The organism is Streptomyces sp. LMG1-1-1.1, assembly GCF_040815545.1.
Lineage (GTDB): Bacteria > Actinomycetota > Actinomycetes > Streptomycetales > Streptomycetaceae > Streptomyces.
Map to the genome: position 1 here is coordinate 45,905 of NZ_JBFPNH010000027.1, position 13,420 is coordinate 59,324.

Here is a 13,420-nt window from a genome sequence, read left to right on the forward strand (position 1 = left end):
ACACCGAACCGGAACCAGCGCCTCCAGTCGTGAATCCTGACGACGACGGGGACGCGGGGAACACGGAGGCCCCGGAGGCCCCGGAAGCCTCCGGGACTGCTGACGGGAACACCGCCGGCGACCCGCCGGCACCCGTCGCCCGCCCGCGCCGCCGGGTCCTCCGTACGATCGGCCTGATCGCCGTCGCCGCCGTCCTCGGTCTCGTCGGCGGCACCGCCGTCGGCTACCGCATCCAAGCCGACCGCGAACCCACCCCGCTGCCCGCCCTCAACCAGCCCGGCCTCGCCTACCCGGCCAAGCCGCTCCCCGAGGGCGAGGGCCCCGAGCCGCTGTCGGCGAAGGAGGACCTTCAGTCGAAGGCGCAGGGCGACCTGCGGAAGCTGCTGCTGCCTAGGCCGAAGGGGGCGCGCGCCGACGGCACGGACGGGTGGCAGCCGCTGGACGCGTACGCCGACACGTTCACCATGCCCGACGGGAGGCTCCAGGACGGGCTCACCTCGGGCATCCGCCGCATCGCCACACGCGGATGGCTGGTGGGCGAGTACAAGAGCGTCCGGATCGAACTCGTGCAGTACCGGCCGGACTCCAGGCTCGGAGCCTTCGAGCACGCGACACAGCAGCAGCGCATCACCGCGAGCGAGGGGAAGTCCGGATCCCTCGGACACGAGGTGAAGGGCTCCACGAACGGCCGCTACTACATCTACCCGGTACGCCGGGAGGCCGGCTACATGGACGCGTACGAGGCCCGTGCCTTCATCCAGCGCGGCGACATCGCGATCACGATCCTCATGTACGACACACACAAGATCGCCGAGAGCGAGATCCGCTCTCTGGCCGAGCGGCAACTGGGGCGCCTGTGAGCGAGAAGGCAGGGAGCCGCACACGCCGGATCCTGAAGAACGTCCTGGTCTCCGTGCTCGTGCTCGGGGCCGTCGGCGGCGGCGTCGCGTACACCGCCGTCACGGCCGACGGCGCCGACCGGACCGCGCCGACGGTGGGGTGGGCGGAGCCCAGCACGACCGCGACCCCCGAGGACCCCGCCGCCGGCTTCCTGCGGGGCCGGGCGTCGACGCCGCTGAGCAAGCTCCTCCTGCCGGTGCCGGACGGCCTGGTGCTCGGGTCGGACATCGAGGGTTACGGCAACGACGCCGAGGTGTCGGCGAAGCAGGCCCAGGCCCTCCTCAAGGTGACGGGCAAGGGCTTCTACGGCAAGCAGCGCCGCGCGTACGAGAAGGAGGTCGACCGGCTCGGCATCCAGGGCATGGCGATGCGCTCGTACGCCGACGACGCCGGCACCTTCCAGGCCGAAGTGCTCATCCTGCGCATGAAGGACAAGAAGGCGGTCCGCGAGTTCTTCGAGGTCCGGAAGGACTTCTCCGAGCTCCTGGAGCTGCGCAAGGGCCCGAAGATCAAGGAGTACGCGAAGAACTCCGCCTGCTACCTGGGGCCCAAGCCCGAGGAGCCCAAGCAGCACAAGGGCGGCCAGCGGAATCCCGACCTCCAGGACATGGTCTGTTCGGCGTACGACGGCGAGTTCATGATCACCGTCCGGGCGTACGGATCCCCGCCCTTCGACCAGAAGGCCGTGGGCGACCTCGTTGAGAAGCAGCTCCGCCACATCGCGTCTCCGGGGGAGTACGTATGACCGAGCAACTGACCGAGCAGCAGGCCGAGACGGCCGCCGACGCGGTGGAGGCCACGGCCGCCCCGGAGACGGTGGGCGGTGCCGCACCCCGGCGCAGCCGCCGCGTCCTGTGGGCCGTCGCCCGCTGGACGGCCGCCGTCGTGGTGTGCGGCGGCGTGGGCGCCGGCACCGCCATGGGGATCACCGCGCTCGACCGGGAAGACGTGCCCGGGCTGGCGACCGAGGGCGACGGCCGCTGGGAGTACCCGCGGCTTAAACTGCCGCCGCTGCCGGCGGACCGGCCCCGCCCCTTCACCGACGGCAACGACGGCGAGGTGCACTACGCCGACCCGCGCGCACTGCTGCTGCCCGCGCCGGCCGGTGCGACGCCGGACCCGAAGCTGAACGGCGGGTTCGTGTCCACCGACGCGTACCTCTCCCTCTACGGGAAGGAGTTCCGCGGCGACCTGCGGCAGGCGCTCGCGGACGCCCCCCTGCGGAACATCGCCGCCCGCGGGTGGACTACCCCCGACGGCACCCGCACCAGCATCCACCTGCTCAGGTTCGGCTCGGTGGCGTACGCCGAGGAGTACCTGCGCGGGGCCGTCGAGGTGGACGGCACCGACGGCCCGACGGCCCTGCCGGAGGGGGTGGAACGCGTCGACGCGGAGAGCTTCACGGATGACATCGGCGTTCCGTCGACGCGTGCGAACGCCTACCGGGAGCAGAAGCCCTACGGCCCGGAGCAGACGCGCTGGGCCTACGTCCAGGCCGGTGACACGCTCGCGCTGATCACGCAGACGCGCAAGGGGGAGGCGCTCGCGGTGCCGTTCCGGCAGACGGTGACGCTGCAGAACCAGCTGCTGGGGTAGTGGGAGGGGGCGAGACCCACCTCACCGAGTGGCCCGGACCCCAGCCCACTAAGCTGGGGTCCGGCCCGTTTCGCCTTCACACCTCAGTCGAGGAGCATTCCGTGATCGTTTTCTTCGAAGCTCTGCTTGTCCTGGTCTGTGTGGGCGTGCTCGCCTTCACCGGTCTCGCCGTGAAGAAGCTGTACCAGGGCCAGCGGTAACCACTTCTAGAGAACGCCAGAGCTGCTCATGATCGAGATTCCGTCCGACCTCAACCCGGACCTCGTCCCCCTCGCGTTCCTGCTCGGTACGTGGGAGGGCGCGGGCGTCTCCGACTTCCCCGGCGCCGAGAAGTGCAACTTCGGCCAGTCCGTGACGTTCAGCCACGACGGCCGGGACTTCATCGAGTACCACTCGCACTCCTGGGTCCTGGACAACGACGGCAACAAGGTCCGCCCGCTGGAGAGCGAGAGCGGCTACTGGCGGATCGACAAGGACCGCAAGGTCGAGATCGTCATGGTCCGCGACCAGGGCATCGTCGAGATCTGGTACGGCGAGCTCGCCGACCAGAAGCCGCAGATCGACCTGGCGACGGACGCCGTCGCCCGGACCGCGGCCTCCGGCCCGTACAGCGGTGGCAAGCGGCTCTACGGCTACGTGAAGAGCGACCTCATGTGGGTGGGCGAGAAGGCGACCCCCGAGGTCCCGCTCCGCCCGTACATGTCGGCGCACCTCAAGAAGGTCGTCACGCCGGAAGAGGTCGCGGAGATGGCCCGCAACCTGCCCGACATGCCGGACGACGGCATCGCGTTCTTCCGCTAGGTCTAGGGTGACGCGCCGCGCCCTCCTACACTGGGGGGCGTGGTGAGCACCGACTGGAAGAGCGATCTGCGGCAGCGCGGTTACCGGCTGACGCCGCAGCGCCAGCTTGTCCTTGAGGCCGTCGACGCGCTGGAGCACGCGACGCCCGACGACATCCTGGTCGAGGTCCGCAGGACCGCGTCGGGGGTGAACATCTCGACGGTGTACCGGACCCTGGAGCTCCTGGAGGAGCTCGGGCTCGTGAGCCACGCCCATCTGGGGCACGGGGCTCCGACGTACCACCTCGCGGACCGGCACCACCATCTGCACCTGGTGTGCCGGGACTGCTCCGAGGTGATCGAGGCGGACGTCGAGGTGGCCGCGGACTTCACCGGGAAGCTCCGGGAGACGTTCGGGTTCGAGACGGACATGAAGCACTTCGCGATCTTCGGCAGGTGCGCGGACTGCGCCCGGAAGGCCGCCGACGCGGAGTCGTAGGCTTTCTGTCATGCAGCGACATTCCACGACCAGCCCCCTGCTGTCCCTGCCCGGTGCGGTCGCCGCCGAAGGCCGCGACGAAGGCGTCGCCGCGCACTACGGCGACCTGTTCCGCGAGCAGCGCGCCCTCGCCGAGGGGAACGGTTTCGTCGACCTCTCCCACCGCGGTGTCATCGCCGTCTCCGGCGACGACCGACTGAGCTGGCTGCACCTGCTGGTGACCCAGTTCATGACCGACCTGCCGGCCGGGCGGGCCACCGAGGCGCTGATCCTCTCCGCGAACGGGCACATCGAGCACGCCCTGTACCTCGTCGACGACGGCGAGACGGTGTGGGCGCACGTCGAGCCGGGGACGCGCGAGGAGCTCGTCGCGTACCTGGAGTCGATGAAGTTCTTCTACCGGGTGGAGGTCGCCGACCGCACGGAGGACATCGCGGTCGTCCACCTCCCGGCCGGCTCCGTCGCCGAGTCGCCCGAGGGCGTCGTCGTACGGGAGACCGCGCACGGCCGCGACCTGTTCCTGCCCCGCGCCGACCTGGAGTCCTTCGCGGCCTCGCACGGTCCGGCCGCCGGCATCCTCGCGTACGAGGCGCTGCGGGTCGAGGGCCACCGGCCCCGGCTCGGCTTCGAGACCGACCACCGGACGATCCCGCACGAGGTCGGTTTCATCGGCAGCGCCGTCCACCTCCAGAAGGGCTGCTACCGGGGCCAGGAGACCGTCGCCCGGGTGCAGAACCTGGGGAAGCCGCCGCGCCGGCTCGTCTTCCTGCACCTGGACGGCAGCGAGGTCCTGCTGCCCGCCCACGGCACTCCCCTCCGCCTCGCGGCCGACGGCGAGGAGGGCCGGCAGCTCGGCTTCGTGACGACGGCCGTCCGCCACCACGAACTGGGTCCGATCGCCCTGGCCCTGGTGAAGCGGAACGTGCCGGTGGACGCCCCGCTGATCGCCGGCACGACGGCCGCCGCTCAGGAGACCGTCGTCGAGCCGTAGGGCCGCCGCGTCGTGACACCCGCCGGGTCCCGGCGGGTCGCACGGCCGGGGCCCGGCGGGTCACACGTCGAGCAGCACCGTGAACGGGCCGTGGTTCGTGAGCGAGACGCGCATGTCCGCTCCGAAGCGGCCCGTCTCCACGTGCGCGCCCAGCTGGCGCAGCCGGGCGACCACCTCGTCGACGAGCGGCTCGGCGACCGGGCCGGGCGCGGCCGCGTTCCAGGTGGGGCGGCGGCCCTTGCGGGCGTCTCCGTACAGCGTGAACTGGGAGATGACGAGGAGCGGCGCGTTCACGTCGGAGCACGACTTCTCGCCTTCCAGTACCCGGACGGACCAGAGCTTTCTGGCCAATTGGGCGGCCTTCTCCGGGGTGTCGTCGTGGGTCACCCCCACCAGCACGCACAGCCCCTCGCCGGTGATCTCACCGACGGTCTCCCCTGCGACGACGACGCTCGCGCCGTCGACCCTCTGCACCACTGCTCGCATGCGCACCAACCTACCGAGCGGGCGGCGGTCCGAAGGACGAGGGGCCGAACGGGTGCAGAGCGCCTGCACGCGCGCGGGCAGGAGTGGCACCATGCGTGAGAGGCGGTGCGGTTCCGCACCGGTCGAGGGGACGATTCTCATGAGTGCACCTGGCACCGGGCCGACGCCGTCCGGCCCCGTACCGCTGACCCGCTCCGGACATCCGGGCGGAGGACCGGGCGGAGGCCCCGTGACGCGCCCACCCGTGCAGCGGACCGCCGAGCCCGCCCTGCCGGACCCGGGGCAGCCCGACCTCGGCACGCTGCGGCTGCCGGAGCTGCGCACGCTGCGGCGCGAGGCGCAGAGCGACGAGGCCGACCTGAGCTACGTGCGGCGGATGCTCCAGGGCCGGATCGACATCCTGCGGGCCGAGCTGGCGCGGCGGACCGACCCGGAGGCCCCGGTCCTCGACCGGCTCTCCGAGATCCTCGCCGACGTGCCGTCCCGGCACCGCACCTCGGCCCGGCACGTGACGCTGTCGACGCCGCGCGGCGAGGAGTACCGGCGGCTGGCGGCCGAGATGCTGTCGGAGGTCGAGCTGTCGGACCTGACGGCCCGGACGGACGACGAGCTGCATGCGGCGATGGGCCGGCTCGCCGGGTACGAGCAGCAGGTCTCGCGGCGCCGGCAGCACCTCCAGCGGACCGCCGACGACTGCAGCGCGGAGATCGCCCGCCGCTACCGCGACGGCGAGGCGCAGGTCGACGACCTGCTGGCCTGAGCCCGGGCGGCCGCGGAGCCGGGTCCGCCGGTGGGGTCCGCCGCCGCGGAATCTCGGATGCGGGGTGCCGGGCGCGTGCATAGGGTCGGAAGAATGAGTGTCGACGTGCGGACGGTGACGGAGTCCGAGTTCCCGGACTGGCAGCGGGCCCTGCGGACCGGGTTCCTCCGGCCGCCCGTCGTGTCGGACGCGGAGGCCGCGGACCGGCTCGCGCACGCGGACCTCGGCCGGACGCTCGGCGCCTTCGACCGGGACCGGATCGTCGCCACCTTCCGGTCGTTCCGGCAGGAGGTCAGCACGGTCGGCGGCGGCAGCCTCACCGCCGACGCGATCACCCAGGTCACCGTCTCCCCGACGCACCGCAGGCGCGGCCTGCTCAGCCGGATGATGAGCGAGGACCTCGCCGCCGCGAAGGAGCGCGGGGACGCCGTCGCGACCCTGATCGCCGCCGAGTACCCGATCTACGGGCGGTACGGCTTCGGCGTGGCGAGCTGGGCCGCCGAGTGGAGTGTGGACGTGCGCCGGGCAGGTCTCGACCCGCGCCGCTCGGGCCGCCCCGAGGACGGCGGACGGATCGACCTCACCGATGCCGACGAGATCCGCAAGACGGGCCCCGAGGTGCACCGGCGGCTGGCCGGCGTCCGCGCGGCGGTCACCCACCGCGGCACCCGCGACTGGGAGGTCGGCACCGGCCTCGGCCACCAGAGCGAGCCGTGGCGGGAGCCGTACTACGCGATGTACCGGTCGGAGTCCGGCGAGGTCGAGGGGTACGTGGCGTACAGCGCCGACGACAAGTGGGACGACACGAAGCAGCCGGTGAACACGGCGACCGTGCGGGACCTGATCGCCGCCACCCCGGCCGCCGAGCGCGCCCTGTGGCACTACCTCTGCTCGATCGACTGGATCTCCACGGTCCGCAGCGGCTACCGGGCGCCCGACGACCCGCTGCCGCTGCTCCTGCCGGACCCGCGCGCGGCGAGGACCCTGACGTACTCGGACATGCTGTGGGTCCGGGTCCTGGACGTCGTCCGGGTCCTGGAGAGCCGGACGTATCCGGTGGAGGGGAGTCTCGTCCTCGACGTGCGGGACGCGGACGGCCTGGCCGGCGGGCGGTTCCGGCTCGACGCGTCCCCGGCGGGCGCGTCCTGTGTCCGTACCTCCGACGCGGCCGATCTGGCCTTCGGCATCGGCGAGTTGAGCACGCTGGCGTTCGGCGACGAGTCGGCGGTGCGGCTGGTCAGGCTCGGGCGCGTCGAGGAGTCGACGGCGGGCGCGGCGGTCCGCGCGGACCTGCTGTTCCGTACGCCCCTGCGACCGTTCTCGCCCGACATCTTCTGAGCCGGGGTCCCGTCCCAGGCCCCCGGCCCGGTGCTCACGTCCCGTACAGGGCGGTGAGTTCGGCGCCGATGCGGGCCAGGGCGGTGCGGGCCTCGGGCGGGTCGTGGAGTTCGACACGGGCGCCGAGGCCGGCGAGTTGGGCGGCGATCACCTCGGGGGAGGGGCCGTCGGCCTCGATGGCGGTCCAGCCGTCCGGGGTGCGCTCCCCGTACCGCACGCGCCCGCCGAGCAGGCCTTCGAGGACCGGTTCGGTGCCGGGGGCGGCCCGTCCGCGTACCGTCGCGGCGACCAGCCGGTCCTCCATGCGGGCGGCGAGCGTGCGCCAGGCGGTGGCGAGGTCGAAGCCCTCGGGGCGTACGACGGCGGCGCCGGTCTCGGCGACGGAGGTGACGCGGCCGATGCGGAAGGTGCGGAGGCCGCGGTCGGTGCCGGCGACGAGGTAGCGGACCCCGGCCTTCGCGGCGATCCCGAGCGGCGCCACGGTCCGCTCGTGCGGGTCCCGGCCCGGCCTGGCGTACCCGATCCTGAGCTCGCGCCCGTCGACCACGGCCCGCTGGACCGGGGCGAGCAGCGGCTCCTCCGTGTCCGTGCCCGCCCAGTCCGTGAGGTCGGCGACCCCGGCGCGGGCGGCGGCTTCGGCGCCGTCCCTGAGCGGCGCGGGGAGGGCCCGTACGAGCTTGCGCAGCACGGTCCTGGACTGCGGGCTGGCGTCGGCGTCGGGTCCCGTCAACAGGAACAGGTCGCGGATCTCGGGCGCCGTCAGACCGGTCAGGTCGGTACGGGCTCCGCCGACGAGCGACCAGCCGCCGCCCTGGCCGGCCTGTGAATAGACCGGGACCCCGGCGCTCGCGAGCGCTTCGAGGTCCCGGCGGGCGGTCCGTTCGGACACGTCCAGTTCGGCGGCGAGTTCGGCGGCGGTGACCCGCTGCCTGGTCTGGAGGAAGAGCAGGGCGGCGACGAGTCGGTCGGCTCTCATGCCGCCATTGTCATCCGCGGCCTCCGCCCGGCGGCACGGGCCGGGCGCAGGACGGTGGCGGCGACGCCCAGGGCGACGAGGAGGAGGCCCGTACCGGCGGCGAAGGCGAGGTGGTAGCCGCCGGTCAGCGCCTCGGCGGCGGGTCGGCCCGCGGCGGTGAGGGAATCGGTGCGGGTCGCGGCCAGGGTGGAGAGGACAGCGACGCCGAGGGCCATGCCGATCTGCTGGGTGGTGTTGAACAGTCCGGACGCGAGGCCCGCGTCCGCCTCGTCGGCGCCCGACATGGCGAGCGAGGTGAGGGCGGGCAGGGCGAGTCCGAACCCGGCGGCGAGGAGCATCACCGGCAGCAGGTCGGTGGCGTACGAGGCGTGGACGGGGACGCGGGTCAGCAGGCCGAGGACGCCGACGAGCATGACGATGCCGGTGAGCAGGACGTTCCGCTCGCCGAAGCGGGCGATGAGGCGGGTCGAGACGCCGAGGGACACCGCTCCGATGACGGCGGCGGCGGGCAGCATCGCGAGACCCGTCTCGGCGGCGCCGTAGCCGAGGACCTTCTGCAGGTAGAGGGCGACGAGGATCTGGAAGGAGAAGAGCGCGGCGACCATCAGCATCTGGACGACGTTCGCGCCGGCGACGGCGCGGGAGCGGAGGATCCGCAGCGGCATGAGCGGGTTCGCGGTCCGCGCCTGGCGGACGAGGAAGCCGGCCAGGAGGGCGAGGGCGAGGCTCGCGAGGCCCAGGGTGTGCGCCGAACCGGCCCCGTACTCCTCGATCTTGACGACCGCGTAGATGCCGGTCATCAGCCCCGAGGTGACGAGGAGCGCGCCGATGACGTCGGCGCCCGCCCGGAATCCCGGACCCCGGTCGGCGGGGAGGGCGCGCAGGGCGACGAGGAGTGCGGCGGCGCCGATGGGCAGGTTGATGAAGAAGATCCAGTTCCAGGTGAGGGCGTCGGTGAGGACGCCGCCGAGGACCTGGCCGAGGGAGGCGCCCGCGGCGCCGGTGAAGCTGAACACCGCGATGGCCCTGGCGCGTTCGCGCGGCGCGGTGAACAGCGTGACGAGGATGCCGAGGCTGACCGCCGAGGACATCGCGCTGCCGACGCCCTGCAGGAAGCGGGCGGCGATCAGGACGCCGGGGGAGGCGGCGACCCCCGCGAGGAGCGACGCCGCAGTGAAGATCCCCGTCCCCGCGAGGAACATCCGCTTGCGTCCGATCAGGTCCCCGATGCGGCCGGCGAGGAGCAGCAGCGAGCCGAACGCGATCAGGTAGGCGTTCACGACCCAGCTCAGGCCGACGGGCGTGAATCCGAGGTCGCCCTGGATGGCGGGCATCGCGACGGTCACGATGCTGCCGTCGAGGACGGTCATCAGCATGCCGGTGGCGAGGACGCCGAGGGCGATCTTCCGGGAGGTGGTGGCAGGTGCGGGCATGGCGGGTCTCTCCTGTTCGAGGGAGGCAACAAGAGAGACGCTAGCAGATGGTTTTGTTGCAGACTATTTTTTACGGGACCACTTCGGCCCTCCTCATGCCGATGGGCCCGGTGATCGCGCCCCCTCCGCGCCACCGAGCCCACCACGTCACCCCGCACCCGCCGCGGCCCTCACCCCCGCTGCCGCGCCCTCCGCGCCGGCCTCGGGCCCTCCACCGGCGTCTCCAGATGCCCGGTCGCCAGCCGGTTCAACGCCCGGACCAGCACCTCGCGCTCCTCCTCGGGCAGCGACCCCAGCGCACTCTCGTGCACCCCGTCCACGATCCGCTGGCTCTCCCGCGCCACCTTCGCCCCCTCCTCCGTCACCGCGATGATCCGCGCCCTCCGGTCCGCACTCGACGGCCGCCGCTCCGCCAGCCCCGCCTTCTCCAACGCGTCGACCGTCACCACCATCGTCGTCTTGTCCATGTCCCCGATCTCCGCAAGCTGCGCCTGCGTCCGCTCCTCCTCCAACGCGTGCACCAGCACACAGTGCATCCGCGCCGTCAGCCCGATCCCCCCCAACTCCGCCGCCATCCGTGTCCGCAGGACATGGCTGGTGTGGTCGAGCAGATACGAGAGATCGGGTTCGGTCCGTCTGGGCGCCATCGCGGTCATGTCCACCAGCGTAACGAGACTCGATCCGTCACGGATTATCGAGAAGCGGACGAGTGGGGCCGGGGCAGGATGGAGGCATGACGCCGCACACCTACGAAGGGGAGCGGCCCGCCGCCGCCCACGACGGCCTCCGGCCCCTGCTCTTCCTCGACGTCGAGATCGGCGCGGCGGACCGCGCGTGGGTCGCCGCTCGACACGCCGGGTCGGCGCTGCTGCACCGGGTGGACCACCGGCGCGGGCTCACCGGTACGGGTTAGCGACGCTCGCCGCGTGGGCCGGGTGAGCGTCGCGTAGGGGTGGGGTGGGGTGGGTCAGGGCTTGCGGGGCTGGTTGAAGCGGACCATGTTGCCGGCGGGGTCGCGGAAGGCGCAGTCGCGGACGCCGTAGGGCTGGTCGACGGGCTCCTGGAGGACTTCGCCGCCGGCGGCACGGATGGCCTCGAAGGTCTTGTCGACGTCGTCGGTCGAGAAGATGACGCCGCGGAGCATGCCCTTGGCGAGGAGTTCGGCGACGGCCTGGCGGTCGGCGGGGGAGGCGTTGGGGTCGGCGAGCGGCGGTTCGAGGACGATCTCCACGTCCGGCTGGTCGGGGGAGCCGACCGTCACCCAGCGCATCCCCTCGAACCCGACGTCGTTGCGGACCTCGAGGCCGAGGGCGTCGCGGTAGAAGGCGAGGGCCTTGTCGTGGTCGTCGACGGCGATGAAGCACTGCGAGAGTTTGACGTTCATGGGGTCGACGCTAAAACGCGGCGGCCGATTCCGCTTCTCGGATCCTGACCGGTTCGCCGGTCTTGCGCGATGCGCCCTTGCCGGCCGGTGTGCCGTGGCGCACCGGCCGGGTGAGGATCTTGGCGACGCAGGCCGGTATCACCGCGCCGGTCTCGTGGCGGCGGGCGCGGTAGGCGCTGGGTGTCTCGCCGACGAGTTCCGTGAAGCGCGAGCTGAAGGACCCGAGGGAGGTGCAGCCGACCGCGAAGCAGACCTCGGTCACGCTGAGGTCGCCGCGGCGCAGCAGCGCCTTCGCCCGTTCCACCCGCCGCGTCATGAGGTAGCTGTACGGCGTCTCGCCGTACGCGGCCCGGAAGCTGCGGGTGAAGTGCCCGGTCGACATCAGCGCCACCTTGGCCAGCGCGGGCACGTCCAGGGGCGACGCGTAGTCCCGATCCATCGTGTCCCGCGCGCGCCGCAGCCGTACCAGGTCCTCAAGGGTCACCCCCTCAGCATCGCACGGGGCCGCGGGCCGACCGCGGGCCGCCGTCCGGTGACACTCTTGCAAGCGGCTGCTTGCAATAGTTAGCAGGAGCTGGCATGGTCGGAGCATGGCATCGCTCAACGTCGGCAATCTCGGTGAGTACCTCCGCGAGCAGCGGAGGACCGCGCAGCTGTCCCTGCGGCAGCTCGCCGAGGCGGCCGGGGTGTCGAACCCGTACCTGAGCCAGATCGAGCGGGGGCTGCGCAAGCCGAGCGCGGAGGTCCTGCAGCAGGTCGCGAAGGCGCTGCGGATCTCCGCCGAGACGCTCTACGTGCGGGCGGGGATCCTCGACGAGAAGGAGCGGGAGGAGCTGGAGACGCGGGCCGTCATCCTGGCCGATCCCTCGATCAACGAGCGGCAGAAGCAGGTGCTGCTCCAGATCTACGACTCGTTCCGCAAGGAGAACGCCGCCGAGGCCGCCGCGGCGGCAGCGGCCGCGACCGCCGCAACGGCAGCCGCGGCATCCGCCGCAGCCGCCGAGGGCGCCGCGACGCCCGCCGACCGGGCCCCCGCCGTGCCCGATGCCGAACCGACCCCGAGCTAGTACACGTCACACCGGGAGGACCACCAGCATGGCCATCATCGACGAACTGCGTACCCCTCTCTTCTTCGCCGCCGGCACCGCCGACCTGGTCGCGCAGCAGGCCAAGAAGGTTCCCGGCCTGATCGAGCAGCTCGCCGCCGAGGCGCCGGCCCGGATCGAGGCCGTACGGAACACCGACCCGAAGGCCGTGCAGGAGAAGGTGACCGCGCAGGCCAAGGAGGCCCAGGTCACCGTCCAGACGAAGTTCGCCGAGGTCGTCGGCGTCCTGGACACGGACCTGAAGAAGCTCGGCGAGACCGCCCAGGACCTCGCCCTGCGCGGGGTCGGCGTCGCCGCCGAGTACGCCGTGAAGGCGCGCGAGAAGTACGAGGAGGTCGCCGCGCACGGCGAGGAGGCCGTGAAGTCCTGGCGGGGCGAGGTCGCCGAGGAGATCGTCGAGATCGCCGTCGTCGTCGAGCCCGAGTCGGACGCGGAGCCGGAGGCCTCGGTGACGGAGCCGGAGACCTCGGAGGCGGCCGCCGCGAAGGCTCCCGCGAAGAAGACCACCACCCGCAAGGCTCCCGCCAAGAAGGCCGCGGCCGAGAAGGTCGCCGCCGAGAAGGAGTAGGCCGGGGCACCAATACGGGTACCTGGTGCGTTGTACCGGGTACCTTGGCCGCGAGGCGCTCACTCCCCTCTTCACTAGGCGGTGCTCAGCATGTTGCGCGCGGGATTCGACTCCCTTCTCTTCCTGGTGATCTTCCTGGTCTTCACCGGCTTCGCCGTCGCCGCGCTCGTCTTCGCCGCGATGGCGCGCGAGGACGCGTACCGCGCCGCCGAGAAGCAGACGAAGAAGTTCTGGCTGATCATCCTGGCCGTCAACCTCGCCCTGAACCTGCTCCTGCCGATGCTGTTCCTGCAGATCGCCGGGCTCATCGCCGCCATCGTGTTCATGGTGGACGTGCGCCCCGCGCTCGCGCAGGTGTCCGGCGGCGGCCGGGGCCGCCGGGGCGGCGGCTCCAGCAGCGACGGGCCGTACGGCCCCTACAACGGCGGCCGTTAGCGGCCCGCCGGCGCGGAACCGTTCCACGGACCCGCGCGACGACCGTACGAGCAGGGCCCGGGGCTGTCCCCGGGCCCTGTTCCTGTCCGGGGGCGGACGGCTGCCGGGGCCTGTCCCTGGGCGGGGCCGGGCCGGATGTCCCTGGATCCTGTCCCCTCGCGGGGGCAGG

Annotated in this window: 18 protein-coding genes; 12 read left to right on the forward strand and 6 right to left on the reverse strand. The window is 72.4% G+C overall.

All coding sequences use genetic code 11. The features are described 5' to 3' along the window. Positions 1-29: 29 nt before the first annotated feature. From MRBLMG1_RS15970 to MRBLMG1_RS15995, 6 genes are all read left to right on the forward strand, one after another. Complete coding sequence (locus MRBLMG1_RS15970; protein ID WP_367824671.1) at positions 30-860, forward strand: hypothetical protein; 831 nt, start codon at positions 30-32, stop codon at positions 858-860. After that, entirely contained in the window at positions 857-1,645 is a 789-nt protein-coding gene (locus MRBLMG1_RS15975) for a hypothetical protein (protein WP_367824672.1), read from the forward strand. The genes MRBLMG1_RS15970 and MRBLMG1_RS15975 overlap by 4 nt, the downstream gene beginning before the upstream one ends. After that, positions 1,642-2,496: a hypothetical protein gene (locus MRBLMG1_RS15980; RefSeq protein ID WP_367824673.1), complete on the forward strand. Its 855-nt coding sequence runs from the start codon at positions 1,642-1,644 to the stop codon at positions 2,494-2,496. The genes MRBLMG1_RS15975 and MRBLMG1_RS15980 overlap by 4 nt, the downstream gene beginning before the upstream one ends. Before the next feature lie 228 nt (positions 2,497-2,724). Beyond that, a complete protein-coding gene (locus tag MRBLMG1_RS15985) occupies positions 2,725-3,297 on the forward strand; it encodes an FABP family protein (RefSeq protein WP_367824674.1) in 573 nt (190 codons plus the stop codon). A gap of 39 nt (positions 3,298-3,336) precedes the next feature. Next, complete coding sequence (locus MRBLMG1_RS15990; protein WP_367824675.1) at positions 3,337-3,774, forward strand: Fur family transcriptional regulator; 438 nt, start codon at positions 3,337-3,339, stop codon at positions 3,772-3,774. Positions 3,775-3,784: 10 nt separating this feature from the next. Then, positions 3,785-4,765, forward strand: a complete 981-nt coding sequence (locus tag MRBLMG1_RS15995) for a YgfZ/GcvT domain-containing protein (RefSeq protein ID WP_367824676.1) — start codon at positions 3,785-3,787, stop codon at positions 4,763-4,765. A 60-nt stretch (positions 4,766-4,825) separates the two neighbouring features. On the opposite strand, the gene dtd is transcribed toward MRBLMG1_RS15995, so the two are convergent. Then, positions 4,826-5,251: a D-aminoacyl-tRNA deacylase gene (dtd, locus tag MRBLMG1_RS16000; protein WP_367824677.1), complete on the reverse strand. Its 426-nt coding sequence runs from the start codon at positions 5,249-5,251 to the stop codon at positions 4,826-4,828. 139 nt (positions 5,252-5,390) lie between these two features. Here dtd and MRBLMG1_RS16005 point away from each other — a divergent pair, with 139 nt between their 5' ends. Together MRBLMG1_RS16005 and MRBLMG1_RS16010 are read left to right on the forward strand one after the other, a co-directional pair. Further along, the gene (locus MRBLMG1_RS16005) at positions 5,391-6,011 is read left to right on the forward strand and encodes an ABC transporter substrate-binding protein (protein WP_367824678.1); all 621 of its coding nucleotides are present in this window, start codon (positions 5,391-5,393) and stop codon (positions 6,009-6,011) included. Between the two features lie 93 nt (positions 6,012-6,104). Then, entirely contained in the window at positions 6,105-7,349 is a 1,245-nt protein-coding gene (locus MRBLMG1_RS16010) for a GNAT family N-acetyltransferase (RefSeq protein WP_367824679.1), read from the forward strand. Positions 7,350-7,383: 34 nt separating this feature from the next. On the opposite strand, the gene MRBLMG1_RS16015 is transcribed toward MRBLMG1_RS16010, so the two are convergent. The 3 genes from MRBLMG1_RS16015 to MRBLMG1_RS16025 form a co-directional block, all read right to left on the reverse strand. Then, positions 7,384-8,325 carry a helix-turn-helix transcriptional regulator gene (locus MRBLMG1_RS16015; protein ID WP_367824680.1) on the reverse strand — a complete coding sequence of 314 codons (942 nt, stop codon included), beginning with the start codon at positions 8,323-8,325 and terminating at the stop codon, positions 7,384-7,386. Further along, a complete protein-coding gene (locus MRBLMG1_RS16020) occupies positions 8,322-9,758 on the reverse strand; it encodes an MFS transporter (RefSeq protein ID WP_367824681.1) in 1,437 nt (478 codons plus the stop codon). The genes MRBLMG1_RS16015 and MRBLMG1_RS16020 overlap by 4 nt, the downstream gene beginning before the upstream one ends. 170 nt (positions 9,759-9,928) lie before the next feature. Beyond that, entirely contained in the window at positions 9,929-10,414 is a 486-nt protein-coding gene (locus MRBLMG1_RS16025; protein WP_367824682.1) for a MarR family winged helix-turn-helix transcriptional regulator, read from the reverse strand. Between the two features lie 77 nt (positions 10,415-10,491). On the opposite strand from MRBLMG1_RS16025, the gene MRBLMG1_RS16030 reads away from it, so the two are divergent. Continuing rightward, complete coding sequence (locus tag MRBLMG1_RS16030) at positions 10,492-10,671, forward strand: hypothetical protein (RefSeq protein ID WP_367824743.1); 180 nt, start codon at positions 10,492-10,494, stop codon at positions 10,669-10,671. A 54-nt stretch (positions 10,672-10,725) separates the two neighbouring features. Here the strand turns inward: MRBLMG1_RS16030 and MRBLMG1_RS16035 are convergent, their stop codons facing one another. Then, entirely contained in the window at positions 10,726-11,142 is a 417-nt protein-coding gene (locus tag MRBLMG1_RS16035) for a VOC family protein (protein WP_367824683.1), read from the reverse strand. Positions 11,143-11,152: 10 nt separating this feature from the next. Further along, the gene (locus tag MRBLMG1_RS16040; protein WP_367824684.1) at positions 11,153-11,626 is read right to left on the reverse strand and encodes a helix-turn-helix domain-containing protein; all 474 of its coding nucleotides are present in this window, start codon (positions 11,624-11,626) and stop codon (positions 11,153-11,155) included. 106 nt (positions 11,627-11,732) lie between these two features. On the opposite strand from MRBLMG1_RS16040, the gene MRBLMG1_RS16045 reads away from it, so the two are divergent. The 3 genes from MRBLMG1_RS16045 to MRBLMG1_RS16055 all read left to right on the forward strand — a co-directional run bounded on the left by MRBLMG1_RS16045 (position 11,733) and on the right by MRBLMG1_RS16055 (position 13,251). After that, positions 11,733-12,209: a helix-turn-helix domain-containing protein gene (locus MRBLMG1_RS16045; RefSeq protein ID WP_367824685.1), complete on the forward strand. Its 477-nt coding sequence runs from the start codon at positions 11,733-11,735 to the stop codon at positions 12,207-12,209. Positions 12,210-12,237: 28 nt separating this feature from the next. Further along, on the forward strand, positions 12,238-12,816 hold the full coding sequence (locus MRBLMG1_RS16050; protein WP_367824686.1) for a hypothetical protein: 579 nt from the start codon (positions 12,238-12,240) through the stop codon (positions 12,814-12,816). A gap of 90 nt (positions 12,817-12,906) precedes the next feature. Continuing rightward, complete coding sequence (locus MRBLMG1_RS16055; RefSeq protein WP_367824687.1) at positions 12,907-13,251, forward strand: DUF2516 family protein; 345 nt, start codon at positions 12,907-12,909, stop codon at positions 13,249-13,251. The last annotated feature ends 169 nt before the right edge of the window (positions 13,252-13,420 follow it).

What these genes read in the sequence shown, in the direction of transcription:
- MRBLMG1_RS15980 (WP_367824673.1), top strand. Translation starts at nt 1,642, where the DNA reads ATGACCGAGCAACTGACCGAGCAGCAGGCCGAGACGGCCGCCGACGCG.
- MRBLMG1_RS15985 (WP_367824674.1), top strand. Translation starts at nt 2,725, where the DNA reads ATGATCGAGATTCCGTCCGACCTCAACCCGGACCTCGTCCCCCTCGCG.
- MRBLMG1_RS15995 (WP_367824676.1), top strand. Translation starts at nt 3,785, where the DNA reads ATGCAGCGACATTCCACGACCAGCCCCCTGCTGTCCCTGCCCGGTGCG.
- dtd (WP_367824677.1), bottom strand. Translation starts at nt 5,251, where the DNA reads ATGCGAGCAGTGGTGCAGAGGGTCGACGGCGCGAGCGTCGTCGTCGCA.
- MRBLMG1_RS16005 (WP_367824678.1), top strand. Translation starts at nt 5,391, where the DNA reads ATGAGTGCACCTGGCACCGGGCCGACGCCGTCCGGCCCCGTACCGCTG.
- MRBLMG1_RS16010 (WP_367824679.1), top strand. Translation starts at nt 6,105, where the DNA reads ATGAGTGTCGACGTGCGGACGGTGACGGAGTCCGAGTTCCCGGACTGG.
- MRBLMG1_RS16015 (WP_367824680.1), bottom strand. Translation starts at nt 8,325, where the DNA reads ATGAGAGCCGACCGACTCGTCGCCGCCCTGCTCTTCCTCCAGACCAGG.
- MRBLMG1_RS16020 (WP_367824681.1), bottom strand. Translation starts at nt 9,758, where the DNA reads ATGCCCGCACCTGCCACCACCTCCCGGAAGATCGCCCTCGGCGTCCTC.
- MRBLMG1_RS16025 (WP_367824682.1), bottom strand. Translation starts at nt 10,414, where the DNA reads ATGACCGCGATGGCGCCCAGACGGACCGAACCCGATCTCTCGTATCTG.
- MRBLMG1_RS16030 (WP_367824743.1), top strand. Translation starts at nt 10,492, where the DNA reads ATGACGCCGCACACCTACGAAGGGGAGCGGCCCGCCGCCGCCCACGAC.
- MRBLMG1_RS16035 (WP_367824683.1), bottom strand. Translation starts at nt 11,142, where the DNA reads ATGAACGTCAAACTCTCGCAGTGCTTCATCGCCGTCGACGACCACGAC.
- MRBLMG1_RS16045 (WP_367824685.1), top strand. Translation starts at nt 11,733, where the DNA reads ATGGCATCGCTCAACGTCGGCAATCTCGGTGAGTACCTCCGCGAGCAG.
- MRBLMG1_RS16050 (WP_367824686.1), top strand. Translation starts at nt 12,238, where the DNA reads ATGGCCATCATCGACGAACTGCGTACCCCTCTCTTCTTCGCCGCCGGC.
- MRBLMG1_RS16055 (WP_367824687.1), top strand. Translation starts at nt 12,907, where the DNA reads ATGTTGCGCGCGGGATTCGACTCCCTTCTCTTCCTGGTGATCTTCCTG.